Raw genomic sequence first — 22,308 nt, 5'->3', positions numbered from 1 at the left:
GTGCCTACCCTGCGTCGATTGGTGCTGTCCGGCTTGGGGCATTTTCAAGGTGGATGGCTCTTCCCATGGGTTCAATATCGGACGCGATGAGCCCCGCGACGCCCTGATCGTCCATGTTTGCGGCGACAGGGACACATCGGCCCCCGTTGGGAATCGCTGAGCGGTGGGGGTGGTTTCCATTCCACACCTCGCAAGCTGAGCGGTTTCGTCACGGTCCTGAGCCGGAGGAGGGCGAGCAAAGCTTCCGGGCCTACCGAGATCCGCTGTTCGGGCGGTTGGGGTCTCCTCACGACGTCTGATTTCTTGCCATGCGAGATAATATGATTTCATGGGATTGATTGTATGTAATTTGGAATATCGTCGCGTGTCATGCAGTCTCAGGTTTTCGGACATCTTCGAGCCGACTGGAGAAACTTCGCGGGCACTTTCGACGGTGACGATCAGCATTCGCCCTGACTCGAGAGCTGTGGGTACGAACCGCCTTGGCGGGGTGTCATCTCCTCGACGGGCTCGTTACAATCTATCACCGCTGAAACTGTTCAAGCCGACCTCTGCGCTGTCCTGGCCCGGGTCATCCATGCATACGATCGATCTCATCGTGGTGATTGTTTATGTCGTCGGATGTACGGCGATCGGCGCCTGGCTCGGGTCGTCGGCCAGGGAGTTGAAGGGGTATTTCCTCGGGGAGAGCGACATCCCCGCCTGGGCGGTCATGATCTCGATCGTGGCGACGGAGACGAGCACGGCGACGTTCCTCAGCGTCCCGGGTGTGGCGTATGCGGGGGATTTTACCTTCCTGCAACTGCCGCTCGGGTACTTGCTCGGGCGCGTGATCGTGGCCCAGGTGCTCCTCCCGGCGTACTTTCGACGCGAGATTTATACGGCGTACCAGGTCCTCCAGAGGCGATTCGGGGGGGCAACGCGGACGACGGCGTCGATCCTGTTCCTCGTGACGCGCGTGCTCGCCGATGGGCTGAGGCTCTTCCTCGCCGCGAAGGTGCTCCAGGTCATCACGGAGTGGCCGATCGGCTGGGCAATCCTCGCCGTTGGACTGACCACGATCGTCTACACCTACCTCGGCGGGATGAAGGCCGTCATCTGGATCGACGTCATCCAGTTTCATATCTACATCATCGGGGCGATCATCGCCTTGATGATCCTCGTGGGGAAGCTGCCCGGGGGGTGGGGCGAGCTCTGGCGGCAGGCCGAGGCCGCCCACAAGTTCCGGGTCTTCGACTTCCGCTTCGACTTCACGAAACCTTATACGTTCTGGGCGGGGCTGATCGGCGGGATGGTGCTGAACACGGCGACGCACGGGGCCGACCAGATCATGGTTCAGAGGTACCTCGCGGCGCGGTCGCAGCGTCAGGCGGCCGGGGCCTTGATCGCCAGCGGCTTCGTCGTGCTGGCACAGTTCGCCCTGTTCTTGTTCATCGGGGCCTCGCTATTCGTCTTCTATCAACAGTTTCCCCCGCCGAATCCCGAGACTACGATCGGGCGGGACGGCGAGTTTGCGTACTTCATCGTCCATTACCTGCCGACGGGAATTCTCGGCGTCGTGGTCGCGGCGGTCTTCTCGGCGGCGATGGGGACGCTCTCCGGCTCGCTCAACGCCTCGGCATCGACGACGGTCAATGACCTGTATCGCCCGTTCGTCCCGAAGGCGGACGACCGTCACCTGCTTCGCGTCTCGAAGGTGCTGACGGCGGTCTGGGGAGCGGCCCAGATGGGCATGGCCTTCGCTGCGACGCAACTCGAGCAGAACGTCGTTACCAACGCCCTGGCGATTGCCTCGTTCACAACCGGGATCGTGCTCGGACTGTTCTTGCTCGGGATCTTCACCAAAGTCGGCCAACCCGCTGCCCTGACCGGGTTGCTTGTGGGCCTGGCCGCGGTGTCGTTCGCGAAGTTCGGGACGCCTCTCGCGTGGCCATGGTTTGCCCTCGTGGGATCGTCCACGGTCTTCACGGTCGGGTGGCTCGTCGGACAGTTTCTGCCGGGCGAGGACTCGGCTTCAGTAGAAAAGGTCGCTCGCCCTGGGGAACTCGCATGAGGCTGATTTACGTCCTTGCAATCCTGGTCTCCTTCACCTCCCGGTCCTCCGCCGCGCTGCCGGAGGCCAAGCCGGCAGAAGTCCAGCTCGACGGGTCTCGACTGACCGAGATTGACCGGGTTGTGGAACGGGCCATCGCGTCGAAGGAGATCCCCGGAGCGGTTGTGGTTGTCGGGCGGAAGGGGCGGATCGCGTTCGCGAAGGCTTACGGCCATCGCGCGGTCGTCCCGGTGGCCGAGCTGATGACGCGCGACACGATCTTCGACCTCGCGTCGTTGACGAAGCCCGTGGCGACGGCGACGTCGGTCGCGATCCTGAGGGAGCGAGGCAAGATCGACGCCCAGGCTCCGTTCGTCCAGTATCTGCCCGAGTTCGACAACCACGGCAAGGGGGCGATCACCGTCGAGCAACTGCTCCGGCATCGCTCGGGCCTGATCGCCGACAACCCGATCGCCGACTACGCGGACGGGCCCGAGAAGGCCTGGGAGCGACTCTCCACCCTGGAACCCACGAGCAAGCCCGGGGAGAAATTCCTCTACAGCGACGTCAACTTCCTGATCCTCGGGAAGCTCGTGGAAAAGCTGTCCGGGAGGTCGCTCGACGTCTTCGCGAGGGAGTCGATCTTCGAACCGCTCGGCCTCACGTCCACCACTTATCGGCCGGCCCCGTCCGACCGGATCGCGCCCACGGAGCCCGAAGGGGAGACGATGCTCCGCGGGGTCGTCCACGACCCTCGCGCGAGGGCCCTCGGGGGTGTGGCGGGACACGCCGGGCTGTTCGGGACGGCCGACGACCTCGCCGTCTTCGCCCAGATGATGCTCGACAAGGGGAAGGGGCCGAAGGGGCGTCGCGTCCTCTCGGAATCGAGCGTCGAGGCGATCACCGATCCCGGCGATACCCCGCAAGGTCAGCGACGCGGCCTCGGATGGGACATTGAGACGTCGTTCAGCTCCCCCAAGGGTCGACGCTTCGGGCCTCATGGATTCGGGCACACCGGTTTCACCGGCACGAGCCTCTGGGTCGACAAAGACTCGGAGATGTTTGTTATCCTCCTGTCCAGCCGCCTCCACCCGGACGGCAAGGCCGCCTCGCCGACGGTCCTCCGTCGCGAGGTCGCGACGATTGCCGCGAGTGCGGTCGAAGCGGTCCCCCAGGCATCAACCTCGACCGCCGGATCGGTCGATTGCGGGATCGATGTGCTCGTCAAAAGGGGATTCGCCCCGCTGAAGGGGAAGCGGGTCGGGCTGGTGACCAACCACACGGGGAAGACCAAGCACGGCGAGACCACCATCGACGTCCTATTCAAGGCCCCGGAGGTCCGCCTCGTGGCCCTCTTCAGCCCCGAGCACGGAATCCGAGGGCTCGTCGACGCCGAGGTGGGGGATAGCCGCGACGAGGCGACCGGCCTGCCCGTCTTCAGTCTGTACGGCAAGACCCGCAAGCCCTCCCCCGAGACCCTCCAAGGGGTCGACGTTCTCGTCTATGACATCCAGGACATCGGCGCCCGGTTTTATACGTACATCAGCACCCTTGGCCTTGTTCTCGAGGCGGCCAAGGAGAAGGGGATCCCCGTGGTGGTCCTCGACCGGCCGAATCCGATCGGCGGTGTCGAGGTCTCGGGGCCCGTGCGCGACTCGGAGCTCGGTTCGTTCATCGCGTTCCACGAACTGCCCGTCCGACATGGGATGACCGTCGGCGAGCTCGCGACGCTCTTCAACGCCGAGCGCAAGGTCGGGGCCGACCTGACCGTGATCCGCTGCGAGGGCTGGCATCGCGCCGACTTCTATGACCGGACGGGCCTGCTCTGGGTCAACCCGTCGCCCAACATGCGGAGCCTCACCGAGGCGTTGCTCTACCCCGGGGTCGGCCTTCTGGAGGCCACGACACTGGCGACCGGCCGCGGGACCGATACACCGTTCGAGCGGGTGGGCGCCCCCTGGATCGACCCTCGGACGTTCGCGCAGGCGCTAAACGGCCTCAACCTCGACGGCGTCCGATTCGTCCCGATTCGCTTCACGCCGAAGGAGCGGCAGTTCTCGGGCAAGGATTGTGGTGGCGTGCAGATCACCATCACCGACCGGTCCCGGTTCGACCCGCTTCGACTCGGGATCGGGATGGCCCTGGCCCTCCGGAAGACGTACCGAGAGACCTGGGAGCCTAAGGGCCTGATGAAATTGATGTGTGACCAGGCCGCGTACCAGGCGATCCTCGACGGCAAGTCGCTCGACGAGATCGAAGCCCAGTGGAAGCCGGAGCTGGATGCGTTCCGGGCGGTCCGCTCCCGCTATCTGTTGTACAAAGATTGATCGGCGACGGGATCCGTCATCTCAGGTGCAGCGGGGGACGTCATTTAGGAATCGTTTAGGAGCGATCGATCGAGTCATGGCGAAGGAAGACCACTTACTCACCGAGGCGAGAAATCCGAAGTCCGAGGACCTCGACCGCCTGAGCGCCCTCGAAATCGTCACGCTGATGAACGTGGAGGATGCCGGGGTCGTGGAGGCGGTCAAAGCCGAGTCGGCGGCGATTGCGACGGCCATCGAGTGGACGGCCGAGCGGTTCCGTGCCGGAGGCCGACTCATCTACATCGGCGCGGGGACGTCGGGGAGGCTCGGAGTGCTCGACGCTTCGGAGTGCCCGCCGACGTTCGGAACTCCACCCGAGATGGTCGTCGGCCTCATCGCCGGCGGCCATTCGGCCCTGACACGTGCGATTGAGGGGGCCGAAGACGACCCCGTCCGAGGCGCGGCCGACTTCGGGGCCCTTTCGCCCACGCCCCGGGATTTGCTCGTCGGGATCGCGACATCGGGCCGCACGCCCTACGTCCTCGGCGCGGTGCGATCGGCCAGAGAGCTCGGGATCGCGACGGTCGGGATCGCTTGCAACCGCCCGAGCGCCCTCGGCGATGAGGTCGACCTCGAGATCGCGCCGCTCGTCGGGCCCGAAGTCCTTTCGGGGTCGACTCGCCTGAAAGCGGGGACCGCGACCAAGATGATCCTGAATATGATCACCACAGGGGCCATGGTCCGGGTCGGGAAGACCCTGGGAAACCGGATGATCGACCTTCGGCCGACGAACGAGAAGTTGCGGATCCGTTCCCGTCGAATCCTCCGCGAATTGGCGGACCTCGACGACGCCCGCGCCGCCGCGTTGCTCGAACGATCGGAAGGCCAGCTCAAGCGGGCCCTGGTGGCGGCCCTGGCGGATGTCGAACCTGAGGTGGCCCTCCGTCTCCTCGAGGAGAACGGCGGCCAGGTCCGGGCGGCCGTCCGGTCCGCTTCGACTTCGGAGTCGTCATGAGCCAGCCCCTCTTGCTCGGGATCGACGGCGGAGGGACCACCACCGTCGCTTGGCTTGCCGATGCCGAAGGGCACGTCCTCGGCAAGGGGACGGCTGGCCCTTCCAATCCCAAGGCTGTCGGCATGCCGTCGGCCTTCGAATCGCTTGAGGCCGCGATCGGACGGGCTTTTCAGGAGGCCGGACGCACTCCATCGACGGTCGAGGTCGCCTGCCTCGGGCTCGCGGGCTTCGCGCGGCCGGACGACCAGGTCTTGCTCCAGGAATGGGCCGGGCGCGTCTCACTGGCCAGGGCGCTCCTCCCGGTCACCGACGGGGCGCTCGTCCTTGCCGCCGGCACCCCGGAAGGCTGGGGGGTCGGTGTCATCGCAGGGACGGGATCGATCGCGGTGGGTCGCGATCCCCAAGGGAACTTGGCCCGAGCGGGCGGATGGGGCCACCTCTTCGGCGACGAAGGGAGCGCGTACTCCGTGGTCGTCGATGCGCTCCGACGGGTGGCTCGGCGTTCCGACGGTCGCGAGGCGAAGCCCGCTTCAGTCGATCCCCTCACAATACGGCTTTGCGACGCCCTCGGCGTCGCCGATTCGTCCGGCCTGATTTCGGCCATCCACGGTCCCCCACTCGATCGGACCCAAATCGCGGGACTGGCACCCGTCGTCTCTCGGGCGGCGGAGGATGATCCCACGATCGTCACCGAACTCCTCGAGCCGGCCGGGCACGATCTGGGGGCGGCCGCAGCGGCGGTCGCGGCCTCGCTCGGTTGGGATACCGGCCCCTTGCCTCTGGCGCTGGCCGGCGGATTCCTCCTGGCGACCGAAGCCGTGAGGCGAGGCCTTCTTGACGCCCTCGAGTGTCGGGGCTACTCCCCCCTGCCCTCTCCGGTCCCTGAGCCCGTCAAAGGAGCTCTCATCCTGGCTGGGCAAGCCTACCGCGGATCCGTTCTCCCGCAGTCCAGCCGTTGACCATCGGTTTGCCTTTTCCCAGTACAAGCCCGAAGCGTCCGCGAGTGAATCCTCCCGAGTATTCGGGGGAGATTTACTCGCGGACGCTTCGGGCTTATACGAAATCCTGCGGGGTTTCAGGGCCGGATTAGCGAATCCGGACTTTCCTGGCGCCGGCCGGCACCGCGAGCCGCGGCCTGGGCGGTGGTTTCGCGAGGGGCTCGGAGGATGAACCGGCCGATCTCGGGGACGCACCCGATCCGGATCGGGTGCTTGCCGGCGATCCCCTGGCTCACGTGCAGGAGAGTCCGCTGGGACTGGAAGAAGCCCCGGTCGAAGTGTCGGGAGAACACGCTCGGCATGAAAACCGGGCCGATGATGGGGAGTCGGATCTGGCCGCCGTGGTTGTGGCCCGAGAGCATCAGGTCGATCCCCGCCGACGCCGCGCGGTAGAAGAGGTCGGGCGAGTGGCTCAGGAGGATCCGGAAGTCGGCGTCGCTGTGGTAGCGGAGGTCGAGCATCGGACCCCAGGGATAAGACGTCCCGCCCAGCGCGAGCGTCTTCCCATCGACCTCGAGACGAGCCCAGGCCCCTTCGAGGTTCGTGAAGCCGGCAACCTCGAGTTGTTTGCCGATATGCTGATGATCCTGGTCGTAATCGTGGTTGCCGAGGATCGCGTAGGTGCCCAGGCGGCCCTTCAGCCCCGAGAGGACCGGGACGATCCAATCGAGCGACTCGTGGTGATCGATCAGGTCGCCCGTGAACAGGACGAGGTCGGCCTCCCAGGCCTTGGCCTCCGCCGCGACCAGCTCGAAGTACTTGCGTTGAAAGCAGGGGGCGAAGTGCAGGTCGGTGATCTGGAGCAGGCTCAGGCCGTCCAGGGCCGCCGGCAGGGAGGGCACGGTCACTTCCCACTCGCGCTTGCAGAGCCGGAGCGATTCGTTCGCCTTGATCCGGAGCAAGGATGCGTAACGCCCCTCGCCGATCAGGGCGTCGGCCCCGTGGATCGCGGCGAAGTCGATCTCGTTCGACCGCTCGGAGATCGGGACCGGGTGGCTCCGTCGATGGCGGAGGATCGTGGTGGTGGGGATCCCGATCAGGCTGATCGCGAGGCATACCGCGGTATACACGCGGAGCGGGAACGACCAGACGTCCCACGCCCCCTGGGAGAACTCGTAGAGGATCCCGACCATGCCGCTGAAGAGGGCAACCAGCAGTAAAATTTTAATTTTGTGCATACGCTCGTCGGTCATCCCAAGCGCGTGGACGACATTGACGACGACGACGAACAGACTGACGTGGCCGACCATCAGGCAGAGCAACAGGAACCAATCAAGACTCATGGGCCTTGGCCTCAGGGAGGACGGGGGACTCGGGACGGGGTGAGCCCTGGGGAGTGGGAGGTGGGGGGCTGGACGCCGGGAGAAGGGCCTGTTCGACGGCCTCCATCAGGCGATCGGCACGGAAGGGTTTGTAGAGGACGGTCTGGAGCCCTTCCTGGCGGGCCTTGACGATCGAGTGGGCGGGATCCCACCCGAAGCCCGTCATCAGGATGATCGGTACGCCCGGCTGGACCTCGCGGAGCCTGCGGAAGGTCTCGTACCCGTCGAGGTCCGGGAGCCGGATGTCGGCGAGGGCGGCGGAATACGGGGTTTGTCGGGCCAGGGCGATCGCCTCGTGGGCGTCGCGGGCGGTTTCCACGATCGCCCCCTGGCTGCCGAGGAGGTGGTGGGCGGAGCGCCTGATCGTCTCGTCGGCGTCCACCACCAGGATCCGCTTGTCGGCCAGGCGTAGGGTGGGGCGTGGCCCGTTGCGTTTCGGCTCGGGGACGATCGACGAGCCGACCTTCTGGATCAGGCTGCGGATCTCGCGGGCCCGGATGAGCAGGTGGCGGAGCCGGGCGATGATGTCGTCGTCGTGCCCGGCGTATCGGTCGAGCACCGTCGTGGCGTCGCTGAGGATGTCGTCGAGCGGCAGCGCCAACTCCCGGCTGATCGCATCGACCGACGCGGTCGCGGTGCTGAATTTCTCGGCCTGGAGCAACTCCAGGGTGTTCAGCGCCGAGGCGACGTTTCGGGCGTAAATCTCGAGGAATTGCCGGTCGCGATCGTCGAAGGCATCGGGGCGGGCGTTTTCGACGTTGAGCGTCCCGATGACCGTGCCGTGGTAGATCAAGGGGACGGTCAGCGAGCTCCTCGCCCCCGCCGCCCCTTCGAGGTAGAGCGGGTCGTGAGTCGCGTCGGGACAGAGGTAGCTCTGGCCGGTCGCCGCCACGAATCCGGTCACTCCATTGCCTTCCTTGCGAGCGTATAGTTCGCGGTTCGCGGCGACCGGGGTCATCCCCTCCGTCAGGAGCGGGACCAACCTCGCCGTGGTGGTGTCGAGGACACGGATTTCGATGAAGTCCAAGCCGAGAAGGTCTTTCATGTGGCGGACGATGTTGTATTTCAACAGGTCGGTCCGCTCCTCGACGCCGAGCTCGGAAAGCTCCTCGGGGGTCAGGTCGGCCAGCTCGTCCCCCGCCTTGTGGATGGCGTTGATCTTGAGCTGTTGCTGCGTCTCGTCGGTGATGTCGCGCGTCAACGCGATGAGCTGGGTCAAGTTGTTACCGGCGTCGAACACCGGCGTGACGGTCACCCGCAAATAGCGGTTCGCGCCGATCCTCAGTACGGTGCTCGAAGGGACCCGGGACGCGACGGCCGAGGTGAACGGGCACGGCTCGCTGCCGATCACCTCGGGGTTCCCCAGCGCCCGGTAGAACTTGCTCCCGATGGCCTCGACGGCCGGGTCGGAGAGGGACTGGAACTCGGGGTTCGCCCAGAGGACTCGGAGGTCGGGGTCGACGACCGACACTCCGTCGGAGATGGCGTCGAGGATCTCATCGGCCTGCATCATGACCCCGGCCCAGCGGATCGCGGAGAGCTGGGCCGTGTCGGCGTAGACCCCCGAGAATTCCTGCTCGCGGAGCAGGATGAGAGCACGGGCCGTGGACCGGGTGGTCACGATCTCATAATGATCGCCCAGCAAGGCGCGCGGCGAGATCCCCGAATGGCCGTCACGTTCGATGACAAGGAGTCGAGGCTTCTCCGTCACACGTGTTGCCCTTGCAAGTTCGCGGTCGGCTCGAAACCGCCCCGGGAGGCAGCTCCGGGCCGATGCTTTCGAGAGTCCCATGGTACCGGTGGTCACCCATTTCCGGCAAGTCAAGCGTGACCCGACCAGCCGGCTGATTCCCTATTTATCGTGCGGCCGTCACTCGTCTCATGAGTGTCCGTTCGAGCCCGGGCGGACGCCCTCAGATCGGATCGCCCAGGGACGCGCCCGGGCACGCCTCGCGCGGCTTGACAATGACGCGACGGGGCCACTAGCATCGCTGACTCTCGACCCCCCGACGCGGGGACATCCAGGAGCCACCTGATACCATGGGGATCACCGAACGCCTGACGGCGGAACGGGGCGCGTTGCTCGTCATCGACGTCCAGGAAAAACTGATCGGGCGGATGAAATTCCGCGACCTCATGGTCGCGAACGCGGTCCGACTGGTCAAAGGCGCCGGGATCCTCGGGCTCCCCGCCTGGGCGACCGAGCAATACCCGCAGGGGCTCGGGCCGACCGTGCCGGAACTTTCGGCTCTGATCCCCCAACGCCCTTCGAAGACGACGTTCCATTGTTGCGCGGTCCCGCAATTACTCGAACAATTGTACGGACAGCGGATCCGCCACGTCACCCTGGCGGGCGTCGAGGCGCACGTCTGCGTAGCCCAGACCGCACTCGAGCTCTTGACGCTCGGGTTCCGGGTCCAGGTCCCCGCGGACGCGGTCGCGTCTCGTTCCAAGATGGATTGGGAATTCGCCTTGCGCCGGCTCGAGCGGGCCGGGGTGGTCGTCTCGACGACCGAGGCCGTTCTCTTCGAGTGGACCGAGACGGCCGACCGGCCGCAATTCAAGGCGATCAGCGAGTTGATCAAGTCGTTCGTTCCCCCCGCCAAATCCGACGCCGACCGTTAACGATCACGAAGGACCCTGCCGTGCCCGCACCCCAACGCCCCGCAACCCCCGCGCCCTTGAGTCCGTCGCCGAGGCTTTTGCTGGGCCCCGGCCCGAGCGAGGTCCACCCCCGAGTCCTCTCCGCGCTCGGGATGCCCCTGCTCGGCCACCTCGACCCCGAATTCGTCGGGCTCATGGACGAGATGCAGAATCTCCTCCGCTACGTCTTCCAGACCGAGAATCGCCTGACGATGGCGGTCTCGGGGACGGGCTCGGCGGGCATGGAAGCGGTCGTCGTCAACCTGATCGAGCCGGGCGACAAGATGCTCGTCTGCGTCAACGGCGTTTTCGGCAGCCGGATGGTCGACGTGGCCCAACGTGCCGGGGCGGTTGTGACGGCGATCGAGCGGCCGTACGGCGAAGTCTTCGACCCCGAGGAAGTCCGTGCCGCAGTCAAGAAGGTCGGACCCAAGGTGGTCGGCATCGTCCACGCCGAGACCTCGACGGGTGCCTGGCAGCCGGTCGACGAGATCGCCAAGATCGCCCACGAAGGCGGCGCGTTGATCGCCATCGACACGGTGACCTCGCTCGCGGGCGTCCCCGTCGAGATCGATGCCTGGGAGATCGACGCAGTCTACTCGGGTACCCAGAAGTGCCTGAGTTGCCCGCCTGGCCTCGCCCCGGTCTCGTTCAGCCCGCGCGCCGCGGACGTGATCAGCTCGAGGAAGACGAAGGTCCAGAGCTGGTATCTCGACATGTCCCTGATCCAGCGCTATTGGGGTAGCGACCGCGTCTACCACCACACCGCGCCGATCAGCATGAACTACGCGCTCCGCGAAGCCCTCGCGCTGGTCGTCGAGGAAGGCCTCGAGGCGAGGCATGCCCGGCATGCCCTGAACGCCCGTGCCCTCAAGGCGGGCCTGGCCGCGATGGGCGTCGGCGTCCACACGGTCGAAGGCCACCAACTCCCGCAACTCACCTGCGCCCGGATCCCGGACGGGATCGACGACATGACCGTGCGCCGACGACTCCTGCAGGAGTGGGGGATCGAGGTGGGGGGTGGCCTCGGCTCCCTCAAGGGCCAGGCCTGGCGGATCGGGTTGATGGGACACGGCTCACGACGCGCGAACGTGACTCAGGTCCTGGCGGCCCTCGAGACTTGCCTTCGCGACCTTGGTCATCCCCTCGAAGCGGGAGCCGCCTTGGCCGCCGCGTCCGACGCCTACGCCCAGGAAGCGGACCTGGTTTCGCGTTGATCAACAAGATGAGGGGTCGGAGGACTCTGGTCCCTCATCTTCACATCCGAACGGGTTCGGATCAGAGCCTTGTCACTCGGCGAGGGGTCTGGTACACTTCCAGTCAATGACGTTCGTCGGAGAGGCGATCCTTCGAGGGAGGGCCGTGCCGTGCGTGAGCTGCAGAAGCCGATCGGTCGGGTCTGGCGTCGGTTGCGGTTCCAGCGCTTCCTCACCGCACTCGTCTGGTCGTGGGGGGGAACGCTCCTCGTCGTCGCGGGGGTCATCGCGTTCGAGAAGTACGCGAACCGTCCCCTGCCCGGCGCCGATTGGTTGCCATTCGCGATCGCCGCGGGGGTTGGGGTCCTGATCGCGGCTTTGGTCGCCCTTCTGACCGGCCCCAGCCGGATCGACGCCGCGGTTGCCATCGACCGGGCCTTCCACCTCAACGAACGGCTCAGCACGGCGCTCACGCTCCCCGAGGATCTCCGCGACAGCTCCGCCGGCCGCGCGTTGATGGCCGACGCGATCCGACACGTCGGCTCGCTCGAAATCGGCATGCAGTTCGGCCCGAGGCTCCCCAGGCGGGCCTGGGTCCCCCTGGTTCCCGCCTTCGTCGCGGGCGTGCTGCTCTCGCTGCCCAGCCTGACCCAATCGAAGGCTCTCGCCAAGCCCTCCGAGCTGATCGACCGCAAGGTCGTGATCGACCAGACGAAGTCGCTCGGCAAGAAGATCGCCAGCCAACGCAAGGAGATGGACAAGGCGAAGTTCGCCGAGGCCGACAAACTCCTCGCCGACATCCAGAAGGCCGCCGAAGACCTCGCGAAAGCCCCGCCGTCCCAGAAGGACAAGGCACTGGTCGAGCTCAACAAGCTGACCGACGCCGTGAAGGACCGCCAGAAGAAGCTCGGCTCGCCCGACCAGGTCACCCGACAGCTCCAACAGCTCAAGGACATGGCCAGCAACGGCCCCGCCGAGAGTTTTAACAAGGACCTCGCCAAGGGCGACTTTCAGAAGGCCGCCAACGAGCTGAAGAAGCTTCAGGAGAAGCTCCAGTCCGGCAAGATGGACGAGGCGGAAAAGAAAGCCTTGAAGGAGCAGCTCGGCGACATGGCCAAGCAGCTCGAAAAGCTCGCCAACCTCGACCAGCGCAAGAAGCAGCTCGAGGAGGCCAAGAAGAACGGCGGGCTGTCTCAAGAGCAGTTCGAGAAGGAGATGGCCAAGCTCGCGGACCAGGCCAAGAGCCTCAAGCAACTCCAGCAGCTTGCGTCCAAGCTCGAACAGGCGCAAGAGCAGCTTCAAAAGGGTGACATGAAGAAGGCCGCCTCCGCCCTGGGGATGTCCCAGCAGCAGCTCAGCGAGATGGCCAAGCAACTCCAAGAGATGGAGTCACTCGACGGCGCCCTCGCCGACCTCCAGGACGCCAAGAGCGGCATGGCCAACGACGGCATGAACCAGATCGGCGAGAGCTTCGGCGACATGGCCGGGATGGGCCGCGGTGACGGCCAGGGCAAAGGCAGCGGCCTCGGCCGCGGTCGGGGCCAGGGCGATCGCCCCGAGGCCGCCGATTCCACGGCCCTCTACACCGCCAAGCAAAAGATGCAGCTCGGCAAGGGCAAAGCCGTCATGGAAGGCTTCAGCCGCTCCGACAACCCCCTGAAGGGGCAGAGCGTCATCGACATCCAAGGCGAGATGGAAACCTCCGTCGGCCTCTCCGCCGAAGCCCTGACGAACCAGAAGGTCCCCAAGAACGTCGAGAAGCACATCAAAGGATACTTCGATCAGATCAACAAGGGGCGTTGATCTGTCGCTTGAAAATGTCGAGCGCTTTTGGTGGGCGATGTCCACCCTATGGGACGATCTCCCATCGTAGGGTGGGCATCGCCCATCGGTCTTTTGCCAAGCGGTCGTCGTTCCCGTTACGCACGTCCGGTGGAGAACGCGGACTGACACTCGGCCTGAATCGGACCTTCACGGATCGACCACAAGGCCGGGTGCCAGCTCGATTCGCCGTAGTCTCTCGATCCAGTCACGTCCTTGACTTCGACGCTCGCTCACCGAATGCACTTGATCAACGTCTCGTTGTCGGTTCGTTGTCAATGGATGCGGCGTCATGGAGGATAGAGATGAAGGTTTCCAGGCTCTCTGTCGGGGCGATCGGATTCGCAATCCTTGTCGTTGCGATTAATTTCGCTGTCATCCGGGCGACATTCCTCGGTGCCGTGAAGGCGGCAGACTTACATGTTCTGCCACATATCTTGGTTGATCCGATCATTTCTCCGACCCCTGATTACTGGGCGGTCTTTTCCTTTTACTTGCTCCCGATGCTCGATGCCCTCCTCATCGGCGTCTACCTTTTGCATAAGCGTCACTTACACTCCGCTAGGACCGTCGGATTCGTCTTCGCTGGTACCCCGGCGACCCTCGCCGTCATCGCATGCTGCCTGATGTCGCCCGGGAGAATGCTCGAGTCGAGTATGAAGATCAGCCGAAAGGTCGCCCTCGCGAGCTTCCAGGGATTGGCACAACTGTCCGGTCACGGCGAGTTGCTCTCTCGCGCTCCGTCCAAGTGGACTTTTGGGGTCGCCACTCTGGAATGGACCTACGCGATCATCTTTGCGGTCCTCGCTCCGATTGTGCTTTTCTGCGGCCTGCCTCTGCTGTTCGCAGTCTTAGGGGGATGGGTCACCCGGTATTACCGACCAGGCCCGATGAGCCGGGGAGACGCGTATTGATCATCGCTCCGAAGCGTTGAGGGTTCGCGTCCCAGATTGGAGATCAGAAAAGAAGACAAGTCGCGCCAAGAAGCTCAGGGAGGGAGGATCGTCAATCGCGACTACCCAGGCCTACCCGGCCCAGTGGAGCCTTGACATCGATGCTTCGCGATCGGCTTGTTCTGGATAAAACGGGATGCCTGCCGGAGAATACTCAATATCGATCGGCAGGCCGATTCACCGATCTATGAGTTTGGAGATCGCGGTGGTGTTCGCAATCAAGGTTGCGAGAGGCGCAGCATTGACCGGCCTTGCCGCATCATTGGTCGTCCTAATGTTCTCCGCTTCTCATGCGGCCGACCGTGATCCTTGGCGGTTTCCATCAGTCATCATGAGTATTCTGACGTGGCTGGTGAACTTGGCGTTAGTGACTTGGCATCGAGGACGGAGCTATGACAGCCCACAGCCCTCCCTTTTCCAACCCCTGGATGGCATCCGCACTGCTGCCAAAGAAGCCATCGGTGTTATATTAGCTCTGGTTATTCTTTTCACGCTCAATGCCCCATTGATTTGGTGGGGATACGAGAGTGCGATATATGCAGCCAGGAAGAATGCGCAAGGCAAGCCAACAATAATAAGCACCAACAATGACCGGTGGATTGAGAGGAGGAAGCACTCGACCGAGATGCAAAGAGAAGCCTCCCGGGCAAATCAAACTCCCGTCTCGCCATGAAGTGCCGTTGGGTCGCAAAGGGGATAATTCGTAATTCTCGTCACGTGTTCGAGGTTACGGCCCTTTGCTGGGTTAACTGCATGCTGCTTTCCAAACTTCCCCGAGCCGCAGATTTCTCAATCCCTTGCTCGGCATGCAGGAGTGAAAGAGTCTCCAAAAAATCATTCGCTATTCGGCGAAAATCTCGGGAGAGGCCATGTCGGGCTGGCAACAAGACGATATCGCACCCCATAGTCGCCAGAATCGCTCAACGTCCCCAACTAAGTTGCGGCGAGGCAAACGACATTGCCCGGTCTGCCTTTCGCTGCTCATCAAAATCGCCGTACGCACCCGGTTGATGCGATCCTGCTCCGCCTGCAACGCTTGCCCCTCCACCTCGAAGCGTTGTACCCGATGCGGAAAGTCCGGTAACATTTGGGAGAACAAGCGAGTGGCAGCCTGTCGGGCGTGCGGGCACCATGGTTCAAAGTCATCGGTTATCGCAGAGGATGAAGCCTAACCCTGCGCGGCCGCAGATCCCAGCCGTCGCCTCAGCGCTTTCGCTATCCCTCGTATGATTATCGCCAAAAAGGCATGCGAGGCGGACGGGAGAAGTCCGCGAATCACCAAAAGATGCTTCCGTTGTCATCGTATGCCGTCTCTATTCATAGGCGTGGATTGCACTCGCCAGATCGGCAAAATTCCTTATCCTGCGAGAGGAGAGCTCGAAGGCCTAACTCCGATCCTCCCCGGATCAGTCATGGGTCGCCTCGCCGCATTCATCATCATGCCATAAATTCTGTGAAGCTGTTGCATTTATAACTATAAACAAGAATTAATTTTTGCCAGGCCAACCGCCGCGGTCGACCTCCCCACATAGAAGCTTCAATGCGATTGTGATAAGATTGAGACGAGTGGGCCTTCCGTCTCTTCCTTTCAGGGAAACTCATGACGCACGCAGTCGGGGTGGGGTCTCGCCGAGAATTCCTGAGGGCGGGCCTGGTTGGGATGGGGTCGTTGTCGCTGCCGGGCTTGCTCCAACTGCGGGCGGAGGCCGCCCCGACGCAGGAACGGAAGGCGGTGATCCTCGTCTGGCTCCGGGGCGGGTGCAGCCATCTGGATACTTACGACCCGAAGCCGGAAGCGCCGTCGGATTTCCGGGGGCCATTCGCGCCGTTGGACACCAAAACCAGCGGGCTGCGGTTGACCGAATTGCTTCCGCTGCAGGCGGCGATCTCGGACAAGTTCAGCGTCTTACGCTCGATGTCGCACACGGGCGGAGGTCACCCGGCCGGTTCACTCCAACTGCTCTCCGGCGATCCCGACCCTCAGGACAAGCCCGGTCCGGTCTTCCCCGATGTGCTCGCGGTCGCCAACTATCTCGTGAAGAGGAAAGACCGGGCCTTGCCGAACTACGTCGGGGTTAACCCGATTCACGGTTATGATGGGTTTCGCATCGCGGGCCCGGCATTCCTCGGCTCGACCTACGAGCCGTTCGCCGTGACGGGCGACCCGTCGGCCCCGGACTTCCGCGTCAACTTCGGCGACGTCGGGGCGGACGAACGCCTTCGGGTTCGAGATCGCCTCCGCCAGACTTTCGACGATCTCCGGCGTGAGCTTGATCGCTCCGAGATCGAGCGGACCATGGACGATTTCCAGGCCCGCGCGCTCGAGCTCATGACCAGCCCTCAGGCCGCCCGCGCATTCGACATCTCTCGCGAAGACCCGAAGCTCCGCGACCGTTACGGCCGCCATGCCTGGGGGCAACAGTGTCTCATGGCTCGTCGGCTCGTCGAGGCGGGGGTCGACCTCGTCACCACGACCTTCGACGGCCCGCTCTGCGGCCGGGTCGCGAACTGGGACGACCACGCCGTCAACCACCACGTCTTCGACGCCCTCAAGTTTCGCGCCCCGTATTTCGACCAGGCGGTCTCCGCCCTGATCCAGGACATTCATGACCGGGGGCTCCAGGAGCGTGTCCTGGTCATCGTCACGGGCGAATTCGGCCGCACTCCCCGCATCTCCTACGTGCCAAGCAGCGGAGGAGGCGTGGCAAGCGCACCGGCGGGGACGACCCAACCAGGCCGAGATCACTGGAACCGAGCGAACTCGATGATCTGGTCGGGTGGCGGGATCGAAGGCGGTCAAGTCATCGGCGCGACGGACGCCCGGGGCGAGGACGTCGTCGATCGCCGTGTCGGCCCTCACGACTTCCTGGCGACCATCTACCGCCACCTTGGGATCGACTACGAACGAATCACAATCCCGGATCGTCTCGGCCGACCGATCCCGATCGTATCCAACGGCCAAGCGATCCCGGAGCTTCTCGGCAAGTCCTAAATAGCCTTGCCCGATCCTGGGACGCGCCGATGGTTGGATGGACTGCGATCCCAAGTCGACCTCGGGCGAAGGCGATCCTGGCCAAATCCTCTCGCGAAGTCGGATTGATCGGTTAAAAGGGGAGGTTCCAAGCACTTCGGTCGTGTCGGCCAGCACACCGATGGAAGGAGCCTCCCCTTGATTCAAGCGAAAGTCATCCACGCGTGGCAGAAGTCGTCGCTGTCTCAAAGGAAGGAACTTCGGCGGCTCGCCATGCGAGCGAAGGACGCGGGTCTGCGGTGTCGATGCAAGGCGATACTCGCTCTCGTTCAGGGCACGACGCCCACCATGATCGGGACGCAGCAAAGGGGACGGAACATATTATCGGTCGATGCTCGGCATTGGAGTCGAGAGTTGATAGCTCGCGTCGCCGTCAATAGTTTGTTCCGTCCCCTTTGTTTGCGTCCCTGTTCCTCAAGTCGCGCTTCCCCGAGATCTACGACGACGAGATCCGCCGCGCCAAGTGGCTGGCGGATACCGGGACGCAGAGCCCTGATGCGGCCTCGGTGCAGGTCGTGCTCGTGAGGGATTTTCTTCCATCAGAGGCGGAGACTCCGGAGAGGACAATCGGGCAGCGTGAGCATTGAGCGGAGTTCTGATTGGCCTGCAACGAACTTCCAAAAAGGTCATGAATCTATCTACCGATCTTCTCACGTGCTTCATCCTCAGCAGCCTGCCGAGCATGCGATTCATGATATTCGGCGATATTTACAAACACTTTTGCAAGTTTAGGACTGTAGGGGCGATTGAATTCGGCAAGTTTTCTGAAACTGTTAGAGGCGGCCCTCTCTTGAACTTCCGATCCCCAGGAAGCTTGAACTTGCTCCTGCCCCGTCAAAGCCACGGCAAAGAAACCGCCGAAAACCTCATTAGAGCCCAACTGTTCCATGAACTTTGATACGGCCGGTGGTGGCCAATTACCTGACGGAGAAAAGGTTGCTCTCGCAATCAGTCGGCCCAGGGCGTTATCGCATGCTCTCAGTCTCTTCTCACTGGCTGCCATCGAACGCACGGATTCGGTCCAGGAGCGGAAGGAGTCGTAGTCGGGATCGCTGCTATCATTGGCGCCCGGTAGTTGAGACAGTTCATCAAGAAGATCTTTGGCGTTCTTAGCCAGAGCTAAGTCTTGTTCCGATATGGGGTTGTTAGACGAAGCGTCGCCCTCCTTGTGAAATGCCGTTGATACGAGCGAAATGAAGGCGTTCGGGTGCGACAATACATCGCCGATGAGGGTGGTAGCCCGAACCTTACTGAGCCGTTTGTCCAAGACGGGCAGTAACCCCCACTCTATGCGAACTAAGCGGCCTCGATCAAACGAACCGTCCTCCTGTAAGGCTTTCACAAATTCCTGAAGGGCATACTGGCACGAATTGACAGATGTCCCCTCTTCAATACCTTTGGCCTCTAGGGTCGCTTCGAGGAGTACGGCGACGAAATCGCTTGGCAATGAGATTCCGTGATGAGTTGCCGAGTGAGCGTTTCCCACGGCGGATAGTGGACGGCCGGCCCCGACCAATGCCTCGCAAGCGATGCGAACCTCCTCGAAGTCCGTTGGCTGAAGATACCCCCTCACTCGCGACCAGTATTGCTTCACCACCTCAGGTCCATGCTGTTCGATCCAGTCCCAGATTTCGCGGTTGAATCCGAGGCGGCAGCCCAGGCTAGCGAGTTGCGTGGGGGACCACCCGACGGTCGGGATTTCGTTAACGAAAACTTGGCCTTCGCGAAGGTGGCGAGACCTTAGATACGCGCTGATGAATACGGGGCGATAGTCGTCGCTCCGGTCAAGCGATGTCGGAAGTCCCATGTCCACTACGCCGAGCAATCGTTCCTCCCCGACAAGCCTGCCTACCTCGTTCGCACTATCTGCGTAATCGAAGAGGCGAAGCACGCCTTCACTACCGGCTGTCGAGATAACCTGATGAAGTGCGTCGAGCCTGGCACTTCGCAACTTGGTCTCATACTCTCGAAGTTCCTCGGCGAAATTCAATCCTGGTAGGTTCGGGTGATTGTGGCCGAAGAGATGGCGATGGAGGAGTACCGGATCGGTTGGGGCTAGATTGTCTCGAATCGTGGAAAGCCTGTTCCGAATGCTTGGAGGGAAGGCCCAGGGTTCGGAAGCGAACTCCTCATGCCTCGCTACGAGATCTCTCAGTTTTCGCCACAGCGTATGGACCGATTCATTATCATTCGCAGAAAGATCCGCAATTTGATCTAACGACCTGAACACGCGTTCCGAATTTTTTGGGTCTGCCCGTAGCATTCCTTCGAGCACGTCCGCCCATTTTCGTGGCTCCAAGCCCGCGATTTCTGCTACGACATTGGCTATCTCGATCTGGTAATTGAGTCGTTCCTCGTTGCACCTCTCCCTCGACCAGCCGTCGGCCCACGGTCGCCATCGTGGTGTATGCGTTGGGCTGACGCAGGAAGGAGTGCCGTCCGGAAGAAGGGTGGCTAGTAATGTCCATCCGATGTCCGGCTCGACCTCAAAGACACAACGGAGAGCCTGAACTCGCTCCGAGATTGAAGCGTTGGTGCGACTGAACCAAGGCAGGAATATCTCCTTCAGGCTCTTCTCCGGTCGATTGGCATGAACTCCTCCCGGCTCGCTAGTCGCAAGCTTCGCAAGGATAATCGATACTCGGTTGAGATAGGGCGGGTTCCATGCCAGACCCTCCAGGGACCAAAGCAGGGCGTAATGCTGAGAACTCGAAAAAATGCTATGAGTTTGATCCTGGAAAAGTTTGGGCAGCTCCGGTTCCGATGAGTTCAAGTCATCTTCAACTCGCGTGAGGAAGAATTCGGGGTCAGCCTCCGAAACCACCGTCAAATTGTTTCCGAAAGATGCCCATCTCTCCCAAGTTGCATGTTCCGGTAATGCCTTTTTCAGTACATCGTTTGCGACTCGCTTGAAATCCAGGTTCGGGTCTTCCGCCGTTTTATAAGTCGTCATCAGCGCGAGAGTTTCGACGATCGACCGGCGGAGTTCCTCGGATAGCTCGCGCACCTTGCCAACCACTTGCGCCAGCCATCTCTGGTCGGCTTCCAGCTGGAACGCCGGATTGTCCTCTTCCAAAACAAAAAGCGCTAGATCGCAAAATCGCTTGAGTAGATCCGGCGAAATCGATCCTCCGAGCAGATACCATGTGTCTTCGCGTGAGGTCACGAGTATACTTTCCCCGAACCGCAGTAAGAGCGGCTCACTGCCCCGGCTCCAGCGACTAATCTCCACGTCTAGTTCGTCCGACGTGAACTTGGAAAAGTCGGTGACCAACCAGGTGTCGCTCGCGATGCCCCAACCACCGATGAGCGCGAACGGGGCTAATGATGAGCGAAACTCCTCGCGAGCCCACCTCGGGAATTGCGAATTTGGGTGTCGAGTGATCAATCGTTTCAGGATCGCCGAACTCCCGCAGGAAGCCTGCGCCAGGCTCCGGGCTCGAGCGTCGGAGTATCCAGAGGATGCCAATGATCTCCCGAGAGCGTAATGGTCCTGGCGGTTGAGTTGTTGTTTCTCGGCCAACGGACCAGCCGATCCTCCGCCTACCACGAAAACGTGGTGGCCAGCTTGAACCGCCCCGGAAATGTCGGTTGCCTGGAGCTGAAGGTTTGGTCCGGCGATCAGGATGAGCGGCCTCTGCCAGGCGCTGAATGTTCGCCATGCGGCCAGGTCGCTGACTATCAGCGCATCCTGGAGAGACTTGAGTGGTTCGGTCGAACCGAGCGCGGCAAGGAAGTCAAGCTCTTCTGCGGAACCAGCGGAGTGCATCTGGAGTGAATCGGGGGGATCGGTCAGCCATTTGGAGACAGCGTTGGCCTCGCGGTCCCGCGACGTCGTGAACACCGTCGCGTCGAGCGTATGTTCGGCGATGGATCTCAGGGCCTTCCAGTGTGCATCCAGCTTCTGTACGCCCGGGCTTTGTTCGATCGTCCGAGCGAGATGAGCGGGAGATCCGCCCGCAGCATCCGCTTGCTTGGCGAGGATCTGGAAGGCAAATGCGGCCGCATGCCGCGAGGCGATGGGCTGCCAGTCCTCGTCGCGATTTGCTCTCTTGTCCCTGATGCCATCGGAGATGCCGCGAATAACGATGCCCATCACATGACGATTCATGCGAACGCCATGCAAGAAGCCATGGCCTTCCATCTCGACCGCCAAAGCATCGCTGTATGTAGAGGTAATAAATTTATAAAGATCAGATCGACCCGAGGCCAGGACCTTCTCACCCGAGGCGATCGGACCGACTTTCGCGGTGGGTGTGCGCTGTTCGGTATCGTGTTGCTTGATTCGCTCGCGCCAATGTGGCTCGCCCGCCTCATTACGTGCACGTTGTTCTAGCTCGTAGTCGGACAAGTTGACGTTCACGCGCGGCTTAAACCCTTTGTCCTGATCCTTCCCCGACTCATACGCATAAATTTTCGTGGACGCGATCACGTCTCCATGCGTCAAATCCTTGATCGCCCCGGCAACACCGACGAAGAGTGCGATGTCAGGTTCATAGTGGTCAATGACGCGAATTGCTTCCGCAGCGGCCGTGATATTGCCGGCCCCGATTTCGGCAAGGATTACATCCCACGGTTCTGACCGATCATCGAAGATCCCGCGTCGATAAATTGACCCGTTCAGTGGAGGTTCTTCGCTCACCGAACGTAGATGTTCCCTCACAGCGTCCCGTTCGACTGGAAGCGCGGTAATGATGACGGCAAGACGTTTCGACCTAACCATCGGCTCGATTCGCCTCTTTTAATTTTCTCGATAGCAGCCCGGTTCAGGCATGCGATCGCTATTGGTCTCTGTTGGCATCCATGCAATCATGCCTGAAGAATGCCAGGCGTAAAGCAACCCATTCTACTCGATCAGAAGTTTAACCGTCTCACCGTTATCGAAGAAGTCGAGCCGCGTGACGGAACGCGAATGGTCCGCTGCGTTTGCGACTGCGGGGCAATCCACGCCACAGCCTATCCTCAGGTCAAGCAGACGCAACAAAGGGGAC

At 62.5% G+C, this 22,308-nt stretch carries 13 protein-coding genes; 10 read left to right on the top strand and 3 right to left on the bottom strand.

The window, feature by feature from the left end; genetic code table 11:
- Positions 1-577: 577 nt before the first annotated feature.
- From ACYOEI_RS01510 to ACYOEI_RS01495, 4 genes are all read left to right on the top strand, one after another.
- On the top strand, positions 578-2,053 hold the full coding sequence (locus ACYOEI_RS01510) for a sodium:solute symporter (protein WP_462847487.1): 1,476 nt from the start codon (positions 578-580) through the stop codon (positions 2,051-2,053).
- Positions 2,050-4,359, top strand: coding sequence for an exo-beta-N-acetylmuramidase NamZ domain-containing protein (locus ACYOEI_RS01505; protein ID WP_462847486.1), 2,310 nt, complete (start codon positions 2,050-2,052; stop codon positions 4,357-4,359). The genes ACYOEI_RS01510 and ACYOEI_RS01505 overlap by 4 nt, the downstream gene beginning before the upstream one ends.
- A 76-nt stretch (positions 4,360-4,435) precedes the next feature.
- The gene (murQ, locus tag ACYOEI_RS01500; protein ID WP_462847485.1) at positions 4,436-5,353 is read left to right on the top strand and encodes an N-acetylmuramic acid 6-phosphate etherase; all 918 of its coding nucleotides are present in this window, start codon (positions 4,436-4,438) and stop codon (positions 5,351-5,353) included.
- Complete coding sequence (locus ACYOEI_RS01495; RefSeq protein ID WP_462847484.1) at positions 5,350-6,312, top strand: N-acetylglucosamine kinase; 963 nt, start codon at positions 5,350-5,352, stop codon at positions 6,310-6,312. Before murQ ends, ACYOEI_RS01495 begins: the two co-directional genes overlap by 4 nt.
- A gap of 116 nt (positions 6,313-6,428) precedes the next feature.
- On the opposite strand, the gene ACYOEI_RS01490 is transcribed toward ACYOEI_RS01495, so the two are convergent.
- Both ACYOEI_RS01490 and ACYOEI_RS01485 read right to left on the bottom strand, forming a co-directional pair.
- On the bottom strand, positions 6,429-7,634 hold the full coding sequence (locus tag ACYOEI_RS01490) for a metallophosphoesterase (RefSeq protein ID WP_462847483.1): 1,206 nt from the start codon (positions 7,632-7,634) through the stop codon (positions 6,429-6,431).
- The gene (locus ACYOEI_RS01485; protein WP_462847482.1) at positions 7,624-9,384 is read right to left on the bottom strand and encodes a response regulator; all 1,761 of its coding nucleotides are present in this window, start codon (positions 9,382-9,384) and stop codon (positions 7,624-7,626) included. The genes ACYOEI_RS01490 and ACYOEI_RS01485 overlap by 11 nt, the downstream gene beginning before the upstream one ends.
- A 329-nt stretch (positions 9,385-9,713) precedes the next feature.
- Here ACYOEI_RS01485 and ACYOEI_RS01480 point away from each other — a divergent pair, with 329 nt between their 5' ends.
- The 6 genes from ACYOEI_RS01480 (at position 9,714) to ACYOEI_RS01455 (ending at position 17,278) form a co-directional block, all read left to right on the top strand.
- On the top strand, positions 9,714-10,298 hold the full coding sequence (locus ACYOEI_RS01480) for a hydrolase (protein WP_462847481.1): 585 nt from the start codon (positions 9,714-9,716) through the stop codon (positions 10,296-10,298).
- 20 nt (positions 10,299-10,318) lie between these two features.
- Positions 10,319-11,533, top strand: a complete 1,215-nt coding sequence (locus ACYOEI_RS01475) for a pyridoxal-phosphate-dependent aminotransferase family protein (protein WP_462847480.1) — start codon at positions 10,319-10,321, stop codon at positions 11,531-11,533.
- A gap of 150 nt (positions 11,534-11,683) precedes the next feature.
- Entirely contained in the window at positions 11,684-13,315 is a 1,632-nt protein-coding gene (locus ACYOEI_RS01470; protein ID WP_462847479.1) for a hypothetical protein, read from the top strand.
- A gap of 323 nt (positions 13,316-13,638) precedes the next feature.
- Entirely contained in the window at positions 13,639-14,247 is a 609-nt protein-coding gene (locus tag ACYOEI_RS01465; RefSeq protein WP_462847478.1) for a hypothetical protein, read from the top strand.
- Between the two features lie 226 nt (positions 14,248-14,473).
- Positions 14,474-14,959, top strand: a complete 486-nt coding sequence (locus ACYOEI_RS01460; protein ID WP_462847477.1) for a hypothetical protein — start codon at positions 14,474-14,476, stop codon at positions 14,957-14,959.
- A gap of 927 nt (positions 14,960-15,886) precedes the next feature.
- Entirely contained in the window at positions 15,887-17,278 is a 1,392-nt protein-coding gene (locus ACYOEI_RS01455; RefSeq protein WP_462847476.1) for a DUF1501 domain-containing protein, read from the top strand.
- A gap of 673 nt (positions 17,279-17,951) precedes the next feature.
- Here ACYOEI_RS01455 and ACYOEI_RS01450 read toward each other — a convergent pair.
- Entirely contained in the window at positions 17,952-22,040 is a 4,089-nt protein-coding gene (locus ACYOEI_RS01450; protein WP_462847475.1) for a 5'-methylthioadenosine/S-adenosylhomocysteine nucleosidase family protein, read from the bottom strand.
- Positions 22,041-22,308: the final 268 nt, after the last annotated feature.

Source organism: Singulisphaera rosea, from assembly GCF_054877945.1.
Note: the sequence above shows the minus strand (reverse complement) of the source record. Positions and strands in the feature narration are given on the sequence as shown.

What these genes read in the sequence shown, in the direction of transcription:
- ACYOEI_RS01455 (WP_462847476.1), top strand. Translation starts at nt 15,887, where the DNA reads ATGACGCACGCAGTCGGGGTGGGGTCTCGCCGAGAATTCCTGAGGGCG.
- ACYOEI_RS01505 (WP_462847486.1), top strand. Translation starts at nt 2,050, where the DNA reads ATGAGGCTGATTTACGTCCTTGCAATCCTGGTCTCCTTCACCTCCCGG.
- ACYOEI_RS01510 (WP_462847487.1), top strand. Translation starts at nt 578, where the DNA reads ATGCATACGATCGATCTCATCGTGGTGATTGTTTATGTCGTCGGATGT.
- murQ (WP_462847485.1), top strand. Translation starts at nt 4,436, where the DNA reads ATGGCGAAGGAAGACCACTTACTCACCGAGGCGAGAAATCCGAAGTCC.
- ACYOEI_RS01495 (WP_462847484.1), top strand. Translation starts at nt 5,350, where the DNA reads ATGAGCCAGCCCCTCTTGCTCGGGATCGACGGCGGAGGGACCACCACC.
- ACYOEI_RS01460 (WP_462847477.1), top strand. Translation starts at nt 14,474, where the DNA reads ATGAGTTTGGAGATCGCGGTGGTGTTCGCAATCAAGGTTGCGAGAGGC.
- ACYOEI_RS01465 (WP_462847478.1), top strand. Translation starts at nt 13,639, where the DNA reads ATGAAGGTTTCCAGGCTCTCTGTCGGGGCGATCGGATTCGCAATCCTT.
- ACYOEI_RS01480 (WP_462847481.1), top strand. Translation starts at nt 9,714, where the DNA reads ATGGGGATCACCGAACGCCTGACGGCGGAACGGGGCGCGTTGCTCGTC.
- ACYOEI_RS01490 (WP_462847483.1), bottom strand. Translation starts at nt 7,634, where the DNA reads ATGAGTCTTGATTGGTTCCTGTTGCTCTGCCTGATGGTCGGCCACGTC.
- ACYOEI_RS01450 (WP_462847475.1), bottom strand. Translation starts at nt 22,040, where the DNA reads ATGGTTAGGTCGAAACGTCTTGCCGTCATCATTACCGCGCTTCCAGTC.